The sequence below is a fragment of the Hydrogenophaga sp. FW305-3-2-15-A-LB1 genome (assembly GCF_058787875.1).
The window spans coordinates 1-18,438 of the sequence record NZ_JBYTAE010000103.1; the positions used below are offsets into that span (position 1 = coordinate 1).

Consider the following 18,438-nt stretch of genomic DNA (forward strand, 5'->3'; position numbering starts at 1 on the left):
CATCGTGTGGGACGAGGTGGTCGCCTTCTGGCTGGTGCTCTGGATGATCTCGCCCAGCGGCTTCTGGGCCCAGCTTGCGGCGTTTCTGATCTTCCGGCTGTTCGACATGGTCAAGATCGGCCCCATGGCCTGGGCCGACCGGACCTTCAAGGGCTTCGGCCCGCGCGGCGGCTTCGGCATCCTGCTCGACGACTTCGCCGCCGCTTTCTGCACGCTCATCGTCATCGCCTTGTGGAGGCTCTGAACATGCCCGACACCACCACCGCCCTGGTCGAACAACTCGCCGCCGCCCTCAAGGCGCGCGGCCTGATGATGGCCACGGCCGAAAGCTGCACCGGTGGCCTGATCGCGGGTGCCTGCACCGAGCTCTCGGGCTCCAGCGACTGGTTCGAGCGCGGGTTCGTCACCTACTCCAACGCCGCCAAACACGGCCTGCTCGGCGTGCCGGCCCTGCTGATCGAGCGGCACGGCGCCGTGAGCGAGCCGGTGGCGCGCGCCATGGCCTCGGGCGCGCTGGCGCACTCGCCGGCCCAGCTCGCCGTGGCCGTGACCGGCGTGGCCGGCCCCACCGGTGGCAGCGCCGAGAAACCGGTGGGCACGGTGTGGTTCGGCTGGGCCACGCCCGAGGGCGTGTTCACCGAGCACCAGCGCTTCGACGGCGACCGCGCCGCCGTGCGCCAGGCCACGGTGCGCCATGCGCTGGCCGGCCTCCTGCAACGACTGCCCCGCGCCTGAAGCCCATGGAACCGTTCAAGAACCTCATCGGCCCGGCCACCGTCGTCAACGCCGGCCACCACCTGCGCCGCGCCTGGCCGACATTCGACCGCAAGCGCTTCGAGGCCCAGGCCGCCACCGGCCTGGAACAGCTGGAGTTCAAGGCCCGGGCCATGCAGCTGGCCGACGCGCTGGAAGCCACACTGCCCGACGACTTCAACGCCGCCTGCGAACTGCTGGAGGCCAGCCTCGCGCCCCCCCTGGCCATGGACGCCCAGGGCGAACCGCTCAAGCTCGGCGAGGCACGCGACGAGCACGGCATCGGTGGCTGGGCCCTGTGGGCGGTCGGCGAATTCGTCGCGCGCCGGGGCGTGGCCGACGAAGCGGCGGCCCGGCGCGGCCTGGCCTGCCTGCACGCGGTCACGCAGCGCTTCACCGCCGAGTTCGCCATCCGGCCGCTGATCCAGCGCCACCCTGCCCTGGCCTTCGACACCCTGGGCCAGTGGGTGAACGACCCGAGCGCGCACGTGCGCCGGCTGGTGAGCGAAGGCAGCCGCCCGCGCCTGCCCTGGGGCCTGCGACTGCAGGCGCTGGTGCTGGACCCGGCTCCCAACCTGCCCCTGCTGCGCGCGCTGCAGGACGACCCCAGCAGCTACGTGCGCCGCAGTGTGGCCAACCACCTCAACGACATCGCCAAGGACCACCCCGACCTGGTCGCGGGCTGGGTGCGCGACCACCTGATCGACGCGCCCGATGCGCGCAACGCGCTGCTGCGCCACGCCAGCCGCGGCCTGATCAAGGCCGGCCACGCGCCCACGCTGGCGGCCTGGGGCCTGGGCAGCGGCCTGCAGGGCGAGGCCACGCTCGCGCTGACGGCGAAGCGCGCGGCGGTCGGCGGCGAGATCGGCCTGCGCGTGCAACTGCGCTCCAGCGCGCGCCAGCCCCAGTCGCTGGTCGTGGATTACGCCGTGCACCACGTGCGCGCCAACGGCAGCGCCTCGCCCAAGGTGTTCAAGGGCTGGAAGCTCACGCTCGCGCCCGGCGAAGAACGCACGCTGGAAAAGCGCCACAGCCTCAAGCCCGTGACCACGCGCACGCTCTACCCCGGCACGCACCTCATCGACCTGCGGGTCAACGGCGTGGCGCTCGCGGAGGCGGCGTTCGAGCTCAAGCCTTGAGGATGTGCGCCGCGAGCCCGCGCCGGGGCGAGGGCCCGATCACCGGCGCATAGCCCAGCCGGGCCCACATCTGCACCGTGAAGCGCGGTGCCGGCGCACCCAGCAGCCGATGGATCTCGTTGTATGGCCCTATCTGCTCGGGGTACTCCTGCAGCGCCTGCGACAGCGGCTGCATCGACAGGCCCGCGGCGGTGGCGGCGAGTTGGGCCCGCACATAGGCGCGGCCCGCGTTAATCTGCGTGCAGCGGTCGTTGCCCTCGGTCACCAGCCAGAAGAAGGCGGGCGTGTGCTCGATCCGGGTGTTGAAGTCCTGGATCTGGGTCGTCGTCGACGTGCCGTCGGGCGCGGGCACCTCGCGGCGGTCGAACAGGCCCAGGGCCACGAGCGCTCGCACCATCGGCGCGTTGAGCGAAATGCCGTCGCGGTGCCGCGCGATCTCCTGCGGGCCCACGCGCAGCACCTGGAGCGACTCCATCACCGTGCGCGGCGTGACCAGCTCGATGCGCCAGGCTTCGCGGGCGATGCGGCGGTGCCGCGCCAGCGCCTCCGACTGCGCGGCACCCACGAAACCGACTCGCATCGGGTACGGCCGCACGCTGGCGCTGATCGCCTCCAGGGCAGCGGCATCGGGTTCGCGCGCCTCATAGGCCTCGCGGTTCGTGCGGCGGTGGAAGATCTGCGCGAACAGTGGATCGGGCGCCACCGACGCCTCGGGCACCAGGCGGATGCGCGCGGTCGGCCGCGCATCGACCGTCTCGGGGCCGAAGGCGCCCCGCGGGAACAGCTCGATCTGCGCGCGCAGGCCCTTCTCCCGCGCCGCCAGGTCGAGCAGTTCGATGAAGCAGCCCTGGCTCATCATCATCTGGCGCGAATGCGGGTCGGTCTGGGGCAACAGGCGGCTGCGGTCGATGAACAGGGTGATCTCGTCGGGCACGCCCAGGTCCACCAGCCAGGACTGCAGGTTGTGCGAGTGCGGCGCGAGCAGCGCGTGCCCCACCAGCCATCGGCGCACGTCGGTCTGCTCGCCCGGCCCCTGCCAGGCGGCAATGGCCTCGGGCGGCAGCGCGCTGTCGCAGGCGCCCAGGGTGACGGCGACCGCGCCGCCGCCCGCAAGGCGGATGAAGCGCCGGCGGTCCATGGACATCAGGCCCGCGCGGGCAACGGGGTCACGCCCTCGGCGCTCAGCAGCGCCAGGCCCTGCAGCGTGTGTTCCAAGGCCTGCGGCCAGGGCGTGTGCGGCTCGCTGCCGATCCGCTCACGCAGGCGGCGGTTGTCCAGCCGGTGGGTCTGGTTCCAGAGATAGCGCAAGGCGGCCAGCGCGCCCAGGGTCGGCATGGCCAGGCCGAGCGCGCGGATCAGGGGCCAGGGCATGCCGCCCACGCGCAGCGCCTCGTTCTCGCGCAGCCAGCCTTGCTCGCGGGCCAGTGGCTGCAGGGCATTCACCCAATCGCGGCCCGTGAGCGTGTGGCCGCTGAAGTGCAACGACTCGAACGCGGGCAGGGTCTCGCGCACACGCGCCAGGGCGACGAAGGTCTGCGCCAGGTCGGGCAGGTAGGCCCAGGGCGTGGCCACGTCCAGCGGACCGGGAAACACCAGCTTGCCGCGGCGGATGCCGGTGAGCATCGCGCGGTCCAGCCAGGTGCCCTGGCCCTGCCCATAGAAATTGCCGGCGCGCACGATCACCGCGCGCAGTTCCCCGCGTTGCGTGGCCGCCTCCAGCCGCTCTTCCATCTCGGTGCGCACGCGGCCCATGGCCATGGTCGGCCGGTACGGTGCGCCTTCGAGCAGCACCGCCGGCATGCCCTGGCCGAAGTTGTAGACGTTGCCCGGCAGCATCAGCGTGGCGGCCAGCGCGCGCGCCACGGCCATGCCACTTTGCAGCAGGGGCCCGTTCTCCCGCTCCCAGGCCGGGCGGGTGTACTGGTTGGGGTTGAGCGCGTGCACCACCACCGTGGCGCCGCCCGCCTGCCGCACCCGCGCCACCAGGTCGGCGACGGCCTGGGGCGTGTCCACCGCCTGCGCCAGCCATTGCACACCGGCCACCGTGGGTGCCTGTGCACCGGGGCGCATCTGCGCCAGCACGCGCCAGCCGTCGCGCGCGAAGGCCTGCACCGCGGCCAGGCCCAAGCGGCCGCGACCGCCGAGCACCAGCACCGTGCCGGCAGGGGAGGAAGAAGAGGGCATGGTTTTCATGAGGAACTCCGCGAAACACCGACCACCGGCGCCATGGCATCGATTGTGGAAACAGATCGTCCCATTCACAATGGGATGAAAGCGAACACCAGTCATGCACAAATGAATACCGGTGATTTCAACTGGACCCTCATCCGGTCCTTCCTCGCGGCGCTCGACCGGGGCAGCCTGATGGCCGCCGCGCGGGCCCTGGCCACGACCCAGCCCACGGTGGGTCGCCACATCGGCGAGCTCGAAACGCAGCTCGGCGTGGTGTTGTTCGAGCGCACCGGCCGTGGCCTCGTGCCCACGGCGCACGCCCACCGGCTGGCCGAGGCGGCGCGCGCGATGGCCAGCGCGGCCGACCAGCTCGCGCGCCAGGCTTCGGGCGCGCAGCAGGATGCGCGCGGCTCGGTGCGCATCAGCGCGAGCCAGCCCGTGACCTGCGTGCTGCTGCCGCCGGTGCTGTTGCAGTTGCGCCAGGCCCACCCGGACATCCAGGTGGAGCTGGTGTCGAGCAATGCCGTGAGCAACCTGCTGCAGCGCGAGGCCGACATCGCGCTGCGCATGGTGCGCCCCGACCAGGCCACCCTGCTGTGCAAAAAGGTCGGCCAGGTGGCCCTGGGCACCTATGCCCACCGCGACTACCTGCGCCGCCGGGGCACGCCGCGCACGCCGCAGGATCTGCTCGCGCACGACCTGGTGGGCAACGATCGCCAGACCGACATCCTGCGCGGCTTCGCGGCCATGGGCTACCCGATGCAGCGCGAGAACTTCGCCGTGCGCACCGACGACCTCAACGCCTACCAGGCCGCGGTGGACGCGGGACTGGGTGTGGGCTTTCTGGCTCGCTATGTGGCGCGCCGCAACCCCGACCTCGTGCCGCTGCTGCCGATGCTGCCGATCCCGCCACTGCCGGTGTGGCTCGCGGTGCACCGCGAGATCCGCAGCAACCCGCGCATCCGCCAGGTGTGGGACTTCCTGGCGCAGGCCCTGCCGCCGGCCCTGGCCTGAACGCAGCCCCTACACTGGCACGGCACCACCCCCATTTGAAAGGCAGCCCTTCATGCTCACGGTCCACCACCTGAACAACTCGCGCTCGCAGCGCGTGCTCTGGCTGCTCGAAGAGCTGGGCGTGCCGTACCAGATCGAGCGTTACGAGCGCGACCCCAAGACCATGCTGGCGCCGGTCTCGCTGCAGAAGGTGCACCCGCTGGGCAAATCGCCCGTGGTGACCGACGGCAAGGCCACGCTGGCCGAATCGGGCGCGATCCTGGAGTACCTGGTCGAGACCTACGGTGAAGGCCAATTCGCGCCCGCGCACGGCACACCGTCCTTCCTGCGCTACCGCTACTGGCTGCACTACGCGGAAGGCTCGCTGGCCACGCCGCTGCTGCTGCAACTGGTGTTTGACCAGATCGAGCGCAAGAGCCCCTTCATCGTGCGCCCGGTGGCGCTGGGCATCTCGTCCCAGGTCAAGAAGCTGCTCGTCACGCCCAACCTCAAACGGCACTTCGACTACCTCGAAGCCGAGCTGGCGGAGCACGGACCCTGGTTCGCCGGGCGATCGTTCAGCGCGGCCGACGTGCAGATGAGCTTCGGCATCGAAGCCGCCGCCGCGCGCGGCCTGCTGAAGAACCGGCCCAAGCTCGCGGACTGGCTGCGCCGCATCCACGAGCGGCCCGCCTACCAGCGCGCGCTGGCACAGGGCGGGCCGTTCGACCTCGGCACGTTCTAGACCGGCCGCGTCACGCCAGCTTGAACGGCAGTTCGCGCAGCGGCTTGCCGGTCAGGCTCGCGATGGCGTTGGCGAACGCCGGCGCCAGCGGCGGCAGACCGGGTTCGCCCACGCCGGTGGGCGCGTCGGCGCTGGGCACGAGGTGCACCGCGATGGCCGGCATGTCGGTGATGCGCGGCACCGCGAAGTCGCCGAAGTTGCTCTGCTCCACCACGCCGTCCTTCAGGGTGATGGCCGCGCCCGGCAGGCACATGGACAGGCCCATCAGCACCCCGCCCTGGATCTGTGCCTCCACGCTCTTCGGGTTCACCGCGAGGTTGCAGTGCACACCGGCCGTGACCTGGTGCAGCTTGGGCGTGCCGTCGACCACCGAGGCCTCGACCACGTAGGCCACCACCGAGTCGAAGGACTCGTGCACCGCCACGCCCCAGGCGCGGCCGGCGGGCAGGGCCTTCTTGCCGTAGCCGCTCTTGTCCACCGCGAGCTGCAGCGCGGCGCGGTGGCGCACGGCCTTGTCGTCCATCAGCTTCAGGCGGTAGGCCACCGGGTCCTGTTTCGTGGCGCGCGCGATGTCGTCGATCAGCGTCTCCATCACGTAGCCCGTGTGGGTGGAGCCCACGCTGCGCCACCACAGCACCGGCACGTTGAGCTTGGGGTGGTGGGCCGAGAGGCGCATCGGCACGCTGTAGGGCTTGCCCATGCCTTCGACCATGGTCTCGTCCACGCCGCCCTTGACCATCATGGGTTCGAAGAAGGTGCCGGCCATGATGGACTGGCCCACGATCACGTGGTCCCAGGCCAGCACCTTGCCTTGCGCGTCGAAGCCGATCTCGGCGCGGTGCAGGTGCATGGGGCGGTAGTAGCCGCCGCGCACGTCGTCCTCGCGGCTCCACACCGTGCGCACCGGCGCGCTCAGGCCGGCGGCCTGCGCGGCTTTCGCGATGGTGCAGGCCTCGACCACGAAATCGCTGGTGAGCAGGCCGCGCCGGCCGAAGCCGCCGCCGGCCATCTGCACGTTCATCGTCACCTGCTCGGGCTTCACGCCCAGCGTGCGCGCGGCCGCGGCCGTGTCCAGCCCCGGCATCTGGGTGCCGGTCCACACCGTGGCCTTGGCGGCGGCGCCGCTGCCGGTGAGCTGCACCGTGCAGTTCAGCGGCTCCATGGGCGCGTGCGCCAGGTAGGGGAAGACGAACTCGGCGCTGATCTTGTGCGGCGCATTGGCCAGCGGCGCCATGTCGGCGTCGTGCTTGATGTGGCCGGTGTTGGCGGCCAGGGCGCGGTAGCTCACGAGCTGCTGCGCGCTGTCCACCTTCTCGCGGCCGGCGTCGTTCCACTGCACCTTCAGCGCATCGCGGCCCTGCTTCGCGGCCCAGTAGCCCTCGGCCACCACGGCCACGCCTTCGCCGCCATCGTGCAGCGGCACACGCAACACGGCCTTCACGCCCTTCACCGCGCGCGCGGCCGCGTCATCGACCGAGGCCACCTTGCTGCCGAACACCGGCGGGTGCTGGAGCACGGCGGTGAGCATGCCGCGCAGGCGCACGTCCATGCCGAAGCCCTGCCGTCCGCTGGATTTCGCTTTCGCGTCCAGCCGCGTCGTGGGCTGGCCGATCAGCTTGAAGCGCGACGGGTCCTTGAGCGTGACCTGCACCGGCACCGGCTGCTGCATGGCGGCGTCGGCCAGGGCGCCGTAGCCGAGCTTCTTGCCACCGGGGCCGATCACCACGCCGCGCTCGGTGGCCAGCGAAGCCACGGGCACGTTCCACTGCTTCGCGGCGGCCGCCAGCAGCATGGCGCGCGTGCGCGCGCCGAGCTCGCGGTACTGGGTGTACGAGTGCTTGACCGCTGTCGAGCCGCCGGTGATCTGCATGCCGAAGGCCGGGTCGTTGTAGGCCGGGTCGGCGTTGCCGTGCACGGCCTGCACGCGGCTCCAGTCGGCGTCCAGCTCTTCGGCCAGCACCATGGCCAGGCCGGTGTGCGTGCCCTGGCCGAACTCCAGGCGGTTGATGGTGACGGTGACCGTGCCATCGCGCGCGATCTTCACGAAGGCGGCGGGCTGCTGGTCGGGCTTCAGACCGGTGGCGGCGGGGGCCGCACCCTGCTGGGCGCCGGCCATGAGGGGGTAGGCGCCCAGCGCGAAACCGGAGGCGGTGGCGATCTTCAGGAAGCTGCGGCGCGCGATGCCTTCAGGCGCCTCGGCGTCCTCCAGGCGGTGGGCCAGCGCGGGCGGCAGGTGGGCGCGAATCTGGTCGGCGGTGTGGGTGTGCAGGTGCATGGGGTGTCCTTTCAGGCCAGCGTGCGGGCCGCGTCCTGGATGGCGATGCGCACGCGCGCATAGGTGCCGCAGCGGCAGATGTTGCCGGCCATGGCGCCGTCGATCTCGGCATCGCTGGGTTTCGGGTTGGCCTTGAGCAGCGCGGTGGCGCTCATGATCTGGCCGCTCTGGCAGTAGCCGCACTGCGCCACGTCGGCCCTCACCCAGGCCTGCTGCACGGCCTGGCCGACGCGGTCGGTCGCCACGGCTTCGATGGTCGTGATCTTCTGCCCCACGGCCGAGGCGATGGGGGTGACGCAGGAGCGGATGGCCGCGCCGTTCAGGTGCACGGTGCAGGCGCCGCAGAGCGCCGCGCCGCAACCGAACTTGGTGCCGGTCATGCCCAGGGTGTCGCGCAGGGCCCAGAGGATGGGGGTGGATTCGTCGGCGTCGACGCGAACGTCCTTGCCGTTGATGTTGAGCGTGGTGGGCATGCGTGGGTTCTCCTGTCGTGGGTTGAAGTGCCGGTACACCAGTGAATGAATGTTCATTCGCTTTATAGTGAAAAACGATGTCGAAGAAAAGTCTTTTTCTCAGGCCTTGATGCCATCCCAGCAAAGACCGAAGGCCTGCGCCAGCGTGGCCTCGGTGTCTTGCAGGTCGCCGCTGCGCAGCAGGTTGGCGGTGTCGCGCACCGAACCGAAGAAGCTCGCGGCCAGCAGCATGGTGGGCACGTCCTTCACGATCTGCTGCGCCCGCGCCTCGTCGAAGAAGCCCAGGCAGCCGCTGGCGAAACGCGCCGAGAACTGGCGCGAGGCCTCGCTGAACCAGGGCGAGTTGTAGTACTGGTCCATGAACACCGCCTCCGGGTAGTGCGCCAGCCGGTGGCGCAGCAGCCGGGTCCAGTTCTGCTGGATGCGGCGGCGGAACGGCACGGACGGATCGATGCCGGTGTCGATCAGCGCGCTCAGCGCACCCTTGACCTGCTCGTACAGCGCGTTGAGCAGGTCTTCCTTGGAGCGGTGGTAGACGTACAGCGTGCCGGTGGCCAGGCCGGCCTCGCGCGCGATGCCGGCCATGGTCAGCCCGCTCAGGCCAACGCGCTCGACCATCGCCAGGGTGGCGCTGGCGATGGCCTGCTGCTTGTCGTCGTCCTTGGGTTTCATGAGGGCGCGATCTTAAGCGAATGAATGTTCATCCGTCAACCACACCCGGACGGCCGTCAGGCCCCGTGGCACTTTTTGTATTTCTTGCCGCTGCCGCAGGGGCAAGGGTCGTTGCGGCCCGGCGTGGCCTCCTTGCGCACCGGCTCCACGCGCGGGCCCAGGCTCTTGCCGATCTGGCGCAGGTCGTAGACCGCCCAGATGGCGGCGCCGAAGGCGTTGAGCCGGTCGTCGCTCACGCTGGGCGGGCCGTCTTCGGCGTGCATGTTCACCGTGGGGGTGTCGATGTCGTCCTCGGTCAGCTCGACCACCTTCTCGAGCGCCTCGTCGATCCAGGCGGCGGTCTCCTTGTCGCGCGGCGGCTCCCAGTCCTCGCCGAAGTTCTCCACCACGAACATGAAGCCCAGCGCCCACACCTGGGCGTAGGCCGGCAGTTCCTGGTCCTGGAACTCGGCGCGCTCTTCGTCCGGCAGCGCGGCCACGGCGCCGCGCACATCCATCAGCTCGGGGTGGTAGCTGCGCTCGTCTTCCAGCGTGTCCACCGGTGCGGCCAGCGATGCCGCCACCTCGGCCTGGCGGCGCGACCACAGGTCCATGAAGCGCTCGTACTGCGCGGTGTTGCTGAAATGCGTGCCGTCGTCCTGCGGCGCGGTGGGCAGCGGGCCGGTGCCCAGCAGCACGGGCAGCCATTCGGCGGGCTCGATGGGGCGGCGCGTGCACAGCAGCGCGGCCATCGCGCCTTCGCAGAACTCCCACTGCGGCACCTCGTCGCCGCGCGTGCGCAGGTCGTCCAGGATGGCGTCGAGCGCGTCGTAATCGTCGTGGTCCAGCGCGCCGGCCGGGTCGGAGGGGGTGTTCGTCGTTGTCATGGTGCAAAGAAGCCGGGGTTTTATGATGCCCCGCAGTGTATTCCCCGGTGCACCCACGAAAGCCCGCATGCTCGACCGCCTCAACGCCCTCTACCCCGTGCGCTACACAGCCTTCGCGCTCTGCGTGCTGTTCGCGCTGCTGAGCCTGTTCACCCTGGTGGCCTTCGGGGTGGGCGGGTTCAGCTTCCTGGTGTTCGGGGCCCTGTCGGCCGTGGGCCTGTGGGACCTGCGGCAGACCAAGAGCTCGGTGCTGCGCAACTACCCGGTCATCGGGCACCTGCGCTTCATGCTGGAGAAGATCCGGCCCGAGATCCGCCAGTATTTCCTGGAGAACGACACCGACGCCACGCCGTTCTCGCGCAGCCAGCGCAGCCTGGCCTACGCGCGCGCCAAGGGCGAGACCGACAAGCGCCCCTTCGGCTCGCAGCTGGACATGAACGCCGACGGCCACGAGTGGCTCAACCATTCGCTGCAGCCCAGCACCCTGGCCACGCACGACTTCCGCGTGCTCATCGGCGGCGACACCTGCACCCAGCCGTACGACGCCAGCATCTTCAACATCTCTGCGATGAGCTTCGGCGCGCTCTCGGCCAACGCGATCCAGGCGCTCAACGCCGGTGCGAAAAAGGGCGGCTTCGCGCACGACACCGGCGAAGGCTCGATCTCGGCCTGGCACCGCCTCAACGGTGGTGACCTGATCTGGGAGATCGGCTCGGGCTACTTCGGCTGCCGCGATGAAACCGGCCGCTTCAGCCCCGAACGTTTCCAGGCCAACGCGATCGACCCGCAGGTGAAGATGATCGAGATCAAGCTCAGCCAGGGCGCCAAGCCGGGCCACGGCGGCGTGCTGCCCGGCCCCAAGGTCACGCCCGAGATCGCCGCGGCGCGCGGCGTGCCGGTGGGCATCGACTGCGTCTCACCCTCGTCGCACAGCGCGTTCACCACGCCGATCGAGATGATGCATTTCATCACCCAGTTGCGTGAACTCTCGGGCGGCAAGCCGGTGGGCTTCAAGCTGTGCATCGGCCACCCCTGGGAATGGTTCGCCATCGTCAAGGCCATGCTGCAGACCGGCGTGCGGCCCGACTTCATCGTGGTCGATGGCGCCGAGGGCGGCACCGGCGCGGCGCCGCTGGAGTTCACCGACCACGTGGGCGCACCGCTGCAGGAAGGCCTGCGCCTGGTGCACAACACCCTGGTGGGCGTGAACCTGCGGGAACACATCAAGGTGGGCTGTGCCGGCAAGGTGGTGAGCGCCTTCGACATCGTGCGCGCCATGGCCATCGGCGCGGACTGGTGCAACAGCGCGCGCGGCTTCATGTTCGCGCTGGGTTGCATCCAGGCGCAGAGCTGCCACACCGGCCACTGCCCCACCGGCGTGACCACGCAGGACCCGGTGCGCCAGCAGGCGCTGGTGGTGCCCGACAAGGCCCAGCGCGTGTTCCATTTCCACCAGAGCACGCTGATGGCGCTGCAGGAACTGGTGCAGGCCGCGGGGCTGCAGCACCCGCGCCAGATCACCTCGCACCACCTGGTGCGCCGCGTGAGCGAGAACGAGGTGCGCCTGCTGGCCAACCTGCTGCCCTCCACGCCACCCGGCGCGCTGCTGACCGACCTGGCGGCGCAGCACGCGGTGTTCACGACCTATTGGGAGCGGGCCAGCGCGGAGCGGTTCAGCCTGGCCTGAGGCCCGTCAGGCGTCCCGGCCGTTGTACTCGTGGGCCGGCACCGTGCTCAGGTCCAGCCCCTCGATGCAGCGCAGGTTCACGGCCGCCATGGCGTTGCCCTTGGGGTCCACCCCCTCGGCGTAGGGGTGCATGCCGCAGGTGGGGCAGAAGCGGTGCTTGATGAGGTGCTTGTTGAACAGGTAGGTGCTGGCCGCGTCCTCGGGGGTCTTCAGCGTGAACTGGTCGCGGGGCACGAACCAGAGCAAGGACCCTTTGCGGGAACAGATCGAGCAGTTGCAAGACAGGGCGCTGCCGATCTCGCCCTCGACGTCGAACGCGACCTTGCCGCAATGGCAACTGCCGGAATAGCGTGTGCTGGCCATGGGAACCTCGCTCGGTGATGGTTGGGGGATGTCAGTTGTAGCAAACCAGGACCGCACACGCCGCGGCCACCAGCGCCGCCCCGGTGCGCACGTGGTTCCAGCGCGTCCATTCGCGCACGTAGGCCGGCCAGTAGGCCGCCGCGTCGGACGACGCCGCCTCCAGGCGCGCGAGGCGGTTGTTGCGCGGCACGTTGAAAGCCATGGTCACGCCGAAGGTGCCGAGCGCGTAGAGCAGGCCCCCGGCGAGCAGCGCGGCCGACCCGGCCATCACGGCCACCACCACGCAGGCGATGGACAGCAGCAGCGTGCCCATGAACGCCCCCATGAACCAGGGGTTGATCACCACGATGTTGATGCGCTGCATGGCGGCCACGCCCTGCGCGGCGGGCAGCTGTGCCAGGGCCTTCATCACGAAGCTGGAGAAGCCGTAGAACACGCCCCCCACCGTGGCCGCGCCGAGCGCGGTGAGCAGGGCCAGCAGGTCCATGCCGCTCATGGCTCGACCTTCGCGCCCTTTTCCCGCAGCAGCTCGCGCAGCACCGAGCGGTGGCAGTGCGACTCGTCCTCGCAGTAACAGCCGACGGAAAAATCCGAGCGGTGCGACAGCGCGGCGAGCAGCTCCAGGTTGCGCGCGTTCTCGGGCGCGGCCATCTCGGCGCGGTATTTCCGCGTGAAGGCGCTCCACTGCGCGGGCGTCTCGGCGGACTGGCCGAGCTTCATGGTCTCCACGCTGGGCGCGAGGTTGGGGTACCACACGTCGTACCAGTTGCCCGAGGCGAACTCGGTCTTGGGCACGCCGCGCGGCGGCCGCCGCACCGTGCCGATGCGGGTGCCCTCGCCCGCCGCCCTGTCGCTGCCCAGTCGAACCACCCGAATGGCCATGGCCGCCTCCTTGTGAAACTTCAGATGCGCGAGCCGTCTTCCAGGAAGCGCTCTTCGCGCTCCAGCCCACCCTGCTCGTTGTACCGCTTGCGGCGCTGCAGCAGCCCGCGTTCGCCGTGTTCGTCCTCGCGCACGAGCACACCTTCTTCGTTGAAGTACTTCTGCCAGCCCCAGAGGCGGCCGTTGCGCTCGGCGTTGACGGCCGCGGGCTTGCCGTTGTCCCAGAAACTCTCGATGGTGCGCTCGAGCTCGCGGCCTTCGCGCCGGATCTGTTGGCGCATTTTCGGTTTCCCGTTCAGGTACCACTGCTGGATGCGCTGCTCGTAGCCTTGGGCCCAGGTGGTCTCCTGCGTGAGCTGGCCGCTCTCGGCCCATTCGCGCGCCGTGCCCTCGCGACCGCCCGGGCCGTTGGGGTCGCGTTCGATGAAGTCGGTTTCGGAACGCGGCTGGCCCGAGGCGTAGAACACGCGCTTGATGCGCCGGCCATCCTTGAGCTCCTCGTTGCGCACCAGCCGGCCTTCGCGGTCGAGCACGCTCAGGCGCTGCATCTGGCCCTTGAGGTAGCTCACGGTGCCCGAGGGTTTGCCGGGTTCGCGGTACAGCGTGACCTCGCTCGCGCGCCCGCCGTGGCCGCAGACCTCGCGGTCCTGCGGCAGCACGCTGGTCGGCGCGCAACGCAGTTCCTTCAGCGTACCGTCGGCCAGGTAGGCGATGGTGAGCACCGTGCGGCGCTCGTCGGAGAAGTGCAGTTCCTGCAGGTAACCGGCTTCGGCAAAGTGCTTCTGCACGCCCACGTTGCTGCCGTTGTCGAGGTTCTCCTCCTTGCGCAACGTGCCCTTGGCATCGAAGGTGCGCGCCAGACCGTGGCGGTTGCCACGTTCGTTGACGCTGTACTCGCGCCGCTCGCCATCCGCCAGCACCATCACCACGGGACCGACGAAGCGGCCTTCGCGCAGGGTCTGCTCGCGGCGGCGCACCTGGCCGTCCTCGTCGGTGCAGCGCATCACGCCGCTCTTGCCGGCCGTGGTGTGGCCGTTGTTCGGGTTCACGCTCTCGCCGTTGAGTTCGCAGCGCTGCACGGCCCAGGACGGGGCACAGACCATCAGCGCGATGCTCAGTCCCAGGAGCTGGCGTTCAAACCGCATGGGCAGGACGCCTCCATTCGCGGCAGATGGTCACGCCGATGCGCTCCATGCGCCGGGCCATGCAGAGCACGGCGTCGTCCTTGCTGACCAGCGTGGCACGGTGCGCGGCGGCGAGGTCGATGAACTTCTGATCATCGGCGTCCTTGCAGGTGAAGGCCGCCTTGGGGGCTTCGGGCACGAGCCGGGTGCAACGGTCGAACGCATCGAGCACGTCCTGCGCGGGCCGGGCCTGGGCCGCCAGGCGGCGCGCGATCTGCGGGTAGGCCAGCACGCGCACCAGTTCTTCGCGCATGGCGGCGGTGGCCAGCCAGGCGCCGGCCGACCGCTCCAGCGCCTCGCGCAAGGGCGCGGTGACCGGGTCCTGGAAGACGAACAGGTCGAGCGCGATATTGGTGTCGAGCACCACCGTGTTCATTTCAACGTTCTCGCTCACTGCAGTCCTCTCACGTTGAAAGAAGTGTCTCAGTCCAGAGATGTCGAGGATCCGGCTCCGCCGGTCCTAGGCATCGCCCCCTTGAGGGGGACGTGCGGAGCGCGGCGGGGGTGCCTCACTTTTGCGCGGGGTCAGGTCGAAGCGGAACAGCCGGCATTCGATCGGGCCGTTCCACAACGGCACGCGGCGCGATTCCTTGAAGCGCATCTTGCCGGGCAGCTTGAGGTCGGGCGTGAGCAGCCAGGCGCTCCAGCCCGCGTAGTGGGTCTTCCAGTGCGCGGCGAGCTGGTTGAAGAAGTCGCTGCCGTCGCCGCCATCGGCCATCTGCGCGCTCTCGCGGCCCTGGCCGGCGGCGGGTGGCGGCGGGGCGCCCACGGTGAAGGTGCGCGGCGCGCGAGGGGCCATGCGCTGGGCGCGCGCGCTGGCGTTTTCACCGGCCACACCGGCGGCAGCGATGCGCTCGCCGTAGGGCGGGTTGAGCAGCAGCACACCGGGGCGCGCGGTGGGCGGCGTGCGCTGCAGCGCGTCGCCGCCGCGCAGCTCCACCGCATGGGCCACACCGGCGCGCTCGGCGTTGCGCTGCGCGAAATCGACCATGCGGAACGACACGTCGCTGCCGAAGACGATGGGCGCATGGCCCGCCGGCCATTCGCGCTGCTGCTTCACGGCATCGGCCTTGATGGCCTGCCACACGTGCGGCTGGAACGGCAGCAGCTTCTCGAACGCGAAGCGGCGCAGCTGGCCGGGCGCGATGTTCAGCGCGATCTGCGCGGCCTCGATCACCACCGTGCCGCTGCCGCAGCAGGGGTCGTACAGCGGCGCGATGGCGTCCAGCGGCGTCTCGATGCCGGCTTCCCAGCCGGTGGCCGCGATCATCGCGGCGGCCAGGGTTTCCTTCAGCGGTGCGTCGCCCTTGTCTTCGCGCCAGCCGCGCTTGAACAGCGGCTCGCCCGAGGTGTCGATGTACAGGCTCACCGTCTCGGTGGTCAGGTGCACGTAGATGCGCACGTCGGGCCAGGTGGTGTTCACGCTGGGCCGCTCGCCGCGCTTGGCGCGGAAGCGGTCGCAGATCGCGTCCTTCACCTTGAGCGCGGCGAAGTTCAGCGAGGTCAACGGGCTGTGCTGCGCGGTGATCTCGACCTTGATGGTCTCGGCCGGCGTGAACCAGATTTCCCATGCCACCTCGCCGGCGGCGTTGTAGAGGTCCTGCTCGTTGCGGTAGCCGCCGTGCCAGAGCTGCACCAGCACGCGCTGCGTGAGGCGGCTGTGCAGGTTCAGGCGCAGGGCATCGCGCCACGAGGCGTTGAGCGCGACACCGCCGCGCGCCTTGTAGGGCGAAGCCTCGCCGGTGATGCGCTGCACCTCGGCGGCGAGCATGTCCTCCACGCCGGCGGCGCAGGGCAGAAAAACTTGAAGTTGGTTCACAGTGCTTTGCGCAGGTTCGCGGGCGCGATGCGCAGCGCCTCGCGGTATTTGGCCACGGTGCGGCGCGCGCACTCGATACCCTGCTCGCGCAGCAGGTCGGAGAGCTGGTTGTCCGACAGCGGCTTGGCGGGCTCCTCGGCGGCGATGAACTGCTTGAGCAGCGCACGCACGGCCGTGCTGGAGGCGTTGCCGCCGGTCTCGGTGCCCAGCGAAGAGCCGAAGAAGTACTTGAGCTCGTAGGTGCCGAAGGGCGTGGCCATGTACTTGGCGGTGGTCACGCGGCTGATGGTGGATTCGTGCAGGCCGAGTTCGTCGGCGATCTCGCGCAGCACCAGCGGGCGCATGGCGAGTTCGCCGTGCATGAAGAAGTTGCGCTGGCGCTCGACGATGGCGCTGGAGACGCGCAGGATGGTGTCGAAGCGCTGCTGGATGTTCTTGATGAACCAGCGCGCCTCCTGCAGGCGCTGCTGCATGGCGGCGTGGCCGGCCTCGCCACCACCGCGGTTCTGTCGCATGGCGTTGGCGTAGACATCGTGCACGCGCAGGCGCGGCATCACGTCGGGGTTGAGGATGACCTTGAAGCCCCGGCCGGCGCGCGTGACGATCACGTCGGGCACGACCACGTTGCGCTCCACGTCGACGAAGCGGCGGCCCGGCTTGGGTTCGAGGCGCGCGATCAGGCCGAGCGCGGCGCGCGCGGTCTCGTCGTCGATGCCGCAGAGGTTGCACAGGCGCTTCACGTCGCGCTTGGCCATGAGCTCCAACGGCTGGTTGCAGATGGCGAGCGCGGCGCGCGCCTCGGCCGTGTTGCGCAGCTCCAGGATCTGCAGGCGCAGGCATTCGCCCAGGTCGCGCGCGCCCACGCCCGAGGGCTCCATGTGCTGCAGCAGCTGCAGCGCCACCGCGAGGCGCTGTTCCAGCGCCTCGCGCGCCTCCAGCGCGTCGTTCGGGTCGCCCGCGAGCTGGGGCGTGCCCGAGAGGTGAAGCCAGGCGTCGGCCAGCTCGGCCAGGTCTTCCTCCAGGTAGCCGTCGTCGTTGAGCGACTCGATCAGGAAGTAGAGCGCGGCGCGGTCCTCGTCCGACAGGCGCAGGCAGCGAGCCTGGTCGTGCAGGTGGTCCTGCAGGCTGACCGGGGCGCGCGCCAGGTCGGCGGCGCTGGCGGTCTCGTCGTTGTCGCCCGAACCGCTGTTGCGCGCGGGCGCGTCGCCACCCCACTCGCTGTCGTCGGGCGCCATCTCCACCGTGCCATCGCCCTCCCAGCTTTCCTCCACCGGGGTGGCGCCGTCCAGCTTGCTTTCCAGGCCATCGCCGTCACCGCTGTCGGTGCTTGCGCTGGAGGATTCGAGGGATGAGGACAAAGGCACCGGCGCCTCGGGCAGGGCCGCCTCGGCGATCTGCTCGCCGGCGCTCACCGGCACATCGGTCTGCTCCAGCCCGAAGGTCTCGCGCTCGGCGATTTCCTCCGCGCGTTCGAGGAAGGGGTTGTCGTCGAGCATCTGCTCGACTTCCTGCGCCATCTCCAGCGTGGACAGCTGCAGCAGCCGGATCGACTGCTGCAGCTGGGGCGTGAGCGCCAGGTGCTGCGAGACGCGCAGGGAAAGGCCTTGTTTCACGGCCTCACATCCTGAAGTGTTCGCCGAGATACACCCGGCGGACGTCGGCGTTTTCCACGATCTCGGCGGGGGTGCCGCTGGTGAGCACGTGGCCGTCGTTGATGATGTAGGCGCGGTCGCAGATGCCCAGCGTTTCGCGCACGTTGTGGTCGGTGATCAGCACACCGATGCCACGCGATTTGAGAAAACCGATGATGCGCTGGATCTCGATCACGGCGATGGGGTCGATGCCGGCGAAGGGCTCGTCGAGCAGGATGAAGCGCGGCTCGGTGGCCAAGGCGCGGGCGATTTCCACGCGCCGGCGTTCACCGCCGGAGAGCGCCGGCGCGGGCGAATCGCGCAGGTGCTCCACGTGCAGGTCCTGCAGCAGGGCGTCGAGCCGGCTTTCGATGGTGGCGCGGTCCAGCGACTTGCCCTGCTCGTCCTCCTGCAGCTCCAGCACGGCGCGCACGTTGTCGGCCACGCTGAGCTTGCGGAAGATCGAGGCCTCCTGCGGCAGGTAGCCCAGCCCCAGGCGCGCGCGGCGGTGGATGGGCAGGCTCTCGATCGGCTGGTTGTCCAGCAGGATCTGGCCCGCGTCGGAGCGCAGCAGGCCGACCAGCATGTAGAAGGACGTGGTCTTGCCCGCGCCGTTGGGGCCGAGCAGGCCGACCACCTCGCCCTTGAAGACCGCGAGCGACACGTCCTTGACCACCTTGCGGCTGCCGTAGGACTTCTGCAGGCCGCGCGCCTCGAGGCGGCTGACCACCGGGGCGGGGCGGCCCCTGGGGGTGGCCGCCGGGCTGGGAGAGGCATCCGTCAC

20 protein-coding genes are annotated in these 18,438 nt (G+C 70.1%); 6 read left to right on the top strand and 14 right to left on the bottom strand.

What is annotated here, in order from left to right:
- From AC3WPZ_RS24755 to AC3WPZ_RS24765, 3 genes are all read left to right on the top strand, one after another.
- Positions 1–244, top strand: a 244-nt coding sequence (locus AC3WPZ_RS24755) for a phosphatidylglycerophosphatase A (protein WP_492442043.1), incomplete at its 5' end; no start/stop codon positions are given.
- Positions 245–246: 2 nt separating this feature from the next.
- Positions 247–735: a CinA family protein gene (locus tag AC3WPZ_RS24760; RefSeq protein ID WP_492442045.1), complete on the top strand. Its 489-nt coding sequence runs from the start codon at positions 247–249 to the stop codon at positions 733–735.
- 5 nt (positions 736–740) lie between these two features.
- A complete protein-coding gene (locus tag AC3WPZ_RS24765; protein WP_492442047.1) occupies positions 741–1,892 on the top strand; it encodes a DNA alkylation repair protein in 1,152 nt (383 codons plus the stop codon).
- Here AC3WPZ_RS24765 and AC3WPZ_RS24770 read toward each other — a convergent pair.
- Positions 1,882–3,036 carry an Acg family FMN-binding oxidoreductase gene (locus AC3WPZ_RS24770; protein ID WP_492442049.1) on the bottom strand — a complete coding sequence of 385 codons (1,155 nt, stop codon included), beginning with the start codon at positions 3,034–3,036 and terminating at the stop codon, positions 1,882–1,884. The genes AC3WPZ_RS24765 and AC3WPZ_RS24770 overlap by 11 nt on opposite strands.
- Positions 3,036–4,085 (bottom strand): NAD-dependent epimerase/dehydratase family protein, encoded by a 1,050-nt coding sequence (locus AC3WPZ_RS24775; RefSeq protein WP_492442051.1) that lies wholly within the window; start codon positions 4,083–4,085, stop codon positions 3,036–3,038. Before AC3WPZ_RS24775 ends, AC3WPZ_RS24770 begins: the two co-directional genes overlap by 1 nt.
- A 102-nt stretch (positions 4,086–4,187) precedes the next feature.
- Between AC3WPZ_RS24775 and AC3WPZ_RS24780 the strand changes: the two genes are divergently transcribed.
- Both AC3WPZ_RS24780 and AC3WPZ_RS24785 read left to right on the top strand, forming a co-directional pair.
- Positions 4,188–5,078 carry a LysR family transcriptional regulator gene (locus AC3WPZ_RS24780; RefSeq protein ID WP_492442053.1) on the top strand — a complete coding sequence of 297 codons (891 nt, stop codon included), beginning with the start codon at positions 4,188–4,190 and terminating at the stop codon, positions 5,076–5,078.
- A gap of 52 nt (positions 5,079–5,130) precedes the next feature.
- Positions 5,131–5,802 (top strand): glutathione S-transferase family protein, encoded by a 672-nt coding sequence (locus AC3WPZ_RS24785; RefSeq protein ID WP_492442055.1) that lies wholly within the window; start codon positions 5,131–5,133, stop codon positions 5,800–5,802.
- Between the two features lie 10 nt (positions 5,803–5,812).
- On the opposite strand, the gene AC3WPZ_RS24790 is transcribed toward AC3WPZ_RS24785, so the two are convergent.
- The 4 genes from AC3WPZ_RS24790 to AC3WPZ_RS24805 all read right to left on the bottom strand — a co-directional run bounded on the left by AC3WPZ_RS24790 (position 5,813) and on the right by AC3WPZ_RS24805 (position 10,088).
- Entirely contained in the window at positions 5,813–8,077 is a 2,265-nt protein-coding gene (locus AC3WPZ_RS24790) for a xanthine dehydrogenase family protein molybdopterin-binding subunit (protein ID WP_492442057.1), read from the bottom strand.
- Positions 8,078–8,088: 11 nt separating this feature from the next.
- The gene (locus AC3WPZ_RS24795; RefSeq protein WP_492442059.1) at positions 8,089–8,550 is read right to left on the bottom strand and encodes a (2Fe-2S)-binding protein; all 462 of its coding nucleotides are present in this window, start codon (positions 8,548–8,550) and stop codon (positions 8,089–8,091) included.
- Between the two features lie 99 nt (positions 8,551–8,649).
- Entirely contained in the window at positions 8,650–9,222 is a 573-nt protein-coding gene (locus AC3WPZ_RS24800; protein WP_492442061.1) for a TetR/AcrR family transcriptional regulator, read from the bottom strand.
- A 56-nt stretch (positions 9,223–9,278) separates the two neighbouring features.
- Positions 9,279–10,088: a UPF0149 family protein gene (locus AC3WPZ_RS24805; protein ID WP_492442063.1), complete on the bottom strand. Its 810-nt coding sequence runs from the start codon at positions 10,086–10,088 to the stop codon at positions 9,279–9,281.
- A 67-nt stretch (positions 10,089–10,155) separates the two neighbouring features.
- Between AC3WPZ_RS24805 and AC3WPZ_RS24810 the strand changes: the two genes are divergently transcribed.
- On the top strand, positions 10,156–11,775 hold the full coding sequence (locus AC3WPZ_RS24810; protein WP_382162733.1) for an FMN-binding glutamate synthase family protein: 1,620 nt from the start codon (positions 10,156–10,158) through the stop codon (positions 11,773–11,775).
- 6 nt (positions 11,776–11,781) lie between these two features.
- Here the strand turns inward: AC3WPZ_RS24810 and AC3WPZ_RS24815 are convergent, their stop codons facing one another.
- The 8 genes from AC3WPZ_RS24815 to lptB all read right to left on the bottom strand — a co-directional run bounded on the left by AC3WPZ_RS24815 (position 11,782) and on the right by lptB (position 18,438).
- The gene (locus AC3WPZ_RS24815) at positions 11,782–12,138 is read right to left on the bottom strand and encodes a GFA family protein (RefSeq protein WP_492442065.1); all 357 of its coding nucleotides are present in this window, start codon (positions 12,136–12,138) and stop codon (positions 11,782–11,784) included.
- Positions 12,139–12,169: 31 nt separating this feature from the next.
- Positions 12,170–12,634 (bottom strand): anthrone oxygenase family protein, encoded by a 465-nt coding sequence (locus tag AC3WPZ_RS24820; RefSeq protein ID WP_492442067.1) that lies wholly within the window; start codon positions 12,632–12,634, stop codon positions 12,170–12,172.
- Positions 12,631–13,020 (bottom strand): DUF488 domain-containing protein, encoded by a 390-nt coding sequence (locus tag AC3WPZ_RS24825; protein WP_492442069.1) that lies wholly within the window; start codon positions 13,018–13,020, stop codon positions 12,631–12,633. Before AC3WPZ_RS24825 ends, AC3WPZ_RS24820 begins: the two co-directional genes overlap by 4 nt.
- A gap of 20 nt (positions 13,021–13,040) precedes the next feature.
- Positions 13,041–14,165, bottom strand: coding sequence for a toxin-antitoxin system YwqK family antitoxin (locus AC3WPZ_RS24830; protein WP_492442071.1), 1,125 nt, complete (start codon positions 14,163–14,165; stop codon positions 13,041–13,043).
- A complete protein-coding gene (locus AC3WPZ_RS24835) occupies positions 14,155–14,598 on the bottom strand; it encodes a putative toxin-antitoxin system toxin component, PIN family (protein WP_492442073.1) in 444 nt (147 codons plus the stop codon). Before AC3WPZ_RS24835 ends, AC3WPZ_RS24830 begins: the two co-directional genes overlap by 11 nt.
- Before the next feature lie 66 nt (positions 14,599–14,664).
- Positions 14,665–16,023 carry a THUMP domain-containing class I SAM-dependent RNA methyltransferase gene (locus AC3WPZ_RS24840; protein ID WP_492442075.1) on the bottom strand — a complete coding sequence of 453 codons (1,359 nt, stop codon included), beginning with the start codon at positions 16,021–16,023 and terminating at the stop codon, positions 14,665–14,667.
- Complete coding sequence (rpoN, locus tag AC3WPZ_RS24845) at positions 16,020–17,636, bottom strand: RNA polymerase factor sigma-54 (protein WP_492442077.1); 1,617 nt, start codon at positions 17,634–17,636, stop codon at positions 16,020–16,022. Before rpoN ends, AC3WPZ_RS24840 begins: the two co-directional genes overlap by 4 nt.
- 4 nt (positions 17,637–17,640) lie before the next feature.
- On the bottom strand, positions 17,641–18,438 hold the full coding sequence (gene lptB, locus AC3WPZ_RS24850) for an LPS export ABC transporter ATP-binding protein (protein ID WP_382162753.1): 798 nt from the start codon (positions 18,436–18,438) through the stop codon (positions 17,641–17,643).

What these genes read in the sequence shown, in the direction of transcription:
- AC3WPZ_RS24760 (WP_492442045.1), top strand. Translation starts at nt 247, where the DNA reads ATGCCCGACACCACCACCGCCCTGGTCGAACAACTCGCCGCCGCCCTC.
- AC3WPZ_RS24765 (WP_492442047.1), top strand. Translation starts at nt 741, where the DNA reads ATGGAACCGTTCAAGAACCTCATCGGCCCGGCCACCGTCGTCAACGCC.
- AC3WPZ_RS24770 (WP_492442049.1), bottom strand. Translation starts at nt 3,036, where the DNA reads ATGTCCATGGACCGCCGGCGCTTCATCCGCCTTGCGGGCGGCGGCGCG.
- AC3WPZ_RS24775 (WP_492442051.1), bottom strand. Translation starts at nt 4,085, where the DNA reads ATGAAAACCATGCCCTCTTCTTCCTCCCCTGCCGGCACGGTGCTGGTG.
- AC3WPZ_RS24780 (WP_492442053.1), top strand. Translation starts at nt 4,188, where the DNA reads ATGAATACCGGTGATTTCAACTGGACCCTCATCCGGTCCTTCCTCGCG.
- AC3WPZ_RS24785 (WP_492442055.1), top strand. Translation starts at nt 5,131, where the DNA reads ATGCTCACGGTCCACCACCTGAACAACTCGCGCTCGCAGCGCGTGCTC.
- AC3WPZ_RS24790 (WP_492442057.1), bottom strand. Translation starts at nt 8,077, where the DNA reads ATGCACCTGCACACCCACACCGCCGACCAGATTCGCGCCCACCTGCCG.
- AC3WPZ_RS24795 (WP_492442059.1), bottom strand. Translation starts at nt 8,550, where the DNA reads ATGCCCACCACGCTCAACATCAACGGCAAGGACGTTCGCGTCGACGCC.
- AC3WPZ_RS24800 (WP_492442061.1), bottom strand. Translation starts at nt 9,222, where the DNA reads ATGAAACCCAAGGACGACGACAAGCAGCAGGCCATCGCCAGCGCCACC.
- AC3WPZ_RS24805 (WP_492442063.1), bottom strand. Translation starts at nt 10,088, where the DNA reads ATGACAACGACGAACACCCCCTCCGACCCGGCCGGCGCGCTGGACCAC.
- AC3WPZ_RS24810 (WP_382162733.1), top strand. Translation starts at nt 10,156, where the DNA reads ATGCTCGACCGCCTCAACGCCCTCTACCCCGTGCGCTACACAGCCTTC.
- AC3WPZ_RS24815 (WP_492442065.1), bottom strand. Translation starts at nt 12,138, where the DNA reads ATGGCCAGCACACGCTATTCCGGCAGTTGCCATTGCGGCAAGGTCGCG.
- AC3WPZ_RS24820 (WP_492442067.1), bottom strand. Translation starts at nt 12,634, where the DNA reads ATGAGCGGCATGGACCTGCTGGCCCTGCTCACCGCGCTCGGCGCGGCC.
- AC3WPZ_RS24825 (WP_492442069.1), bottom strand. Translation starts at nt 13,020, where the DNA reads ATGGCCATTCGGGTGGTTCGACTGGGCAGCGACAGGGCGGCGGGCGAG.
- AC3WPZ_RS24830 (WP_492442071.1), bottom strand. Translation starts at nt 14,165, where the DNA reads ATGCGGTTTGAACGCCAGCTCCTGGGACTGAGCATCGCGCTGATGGTC.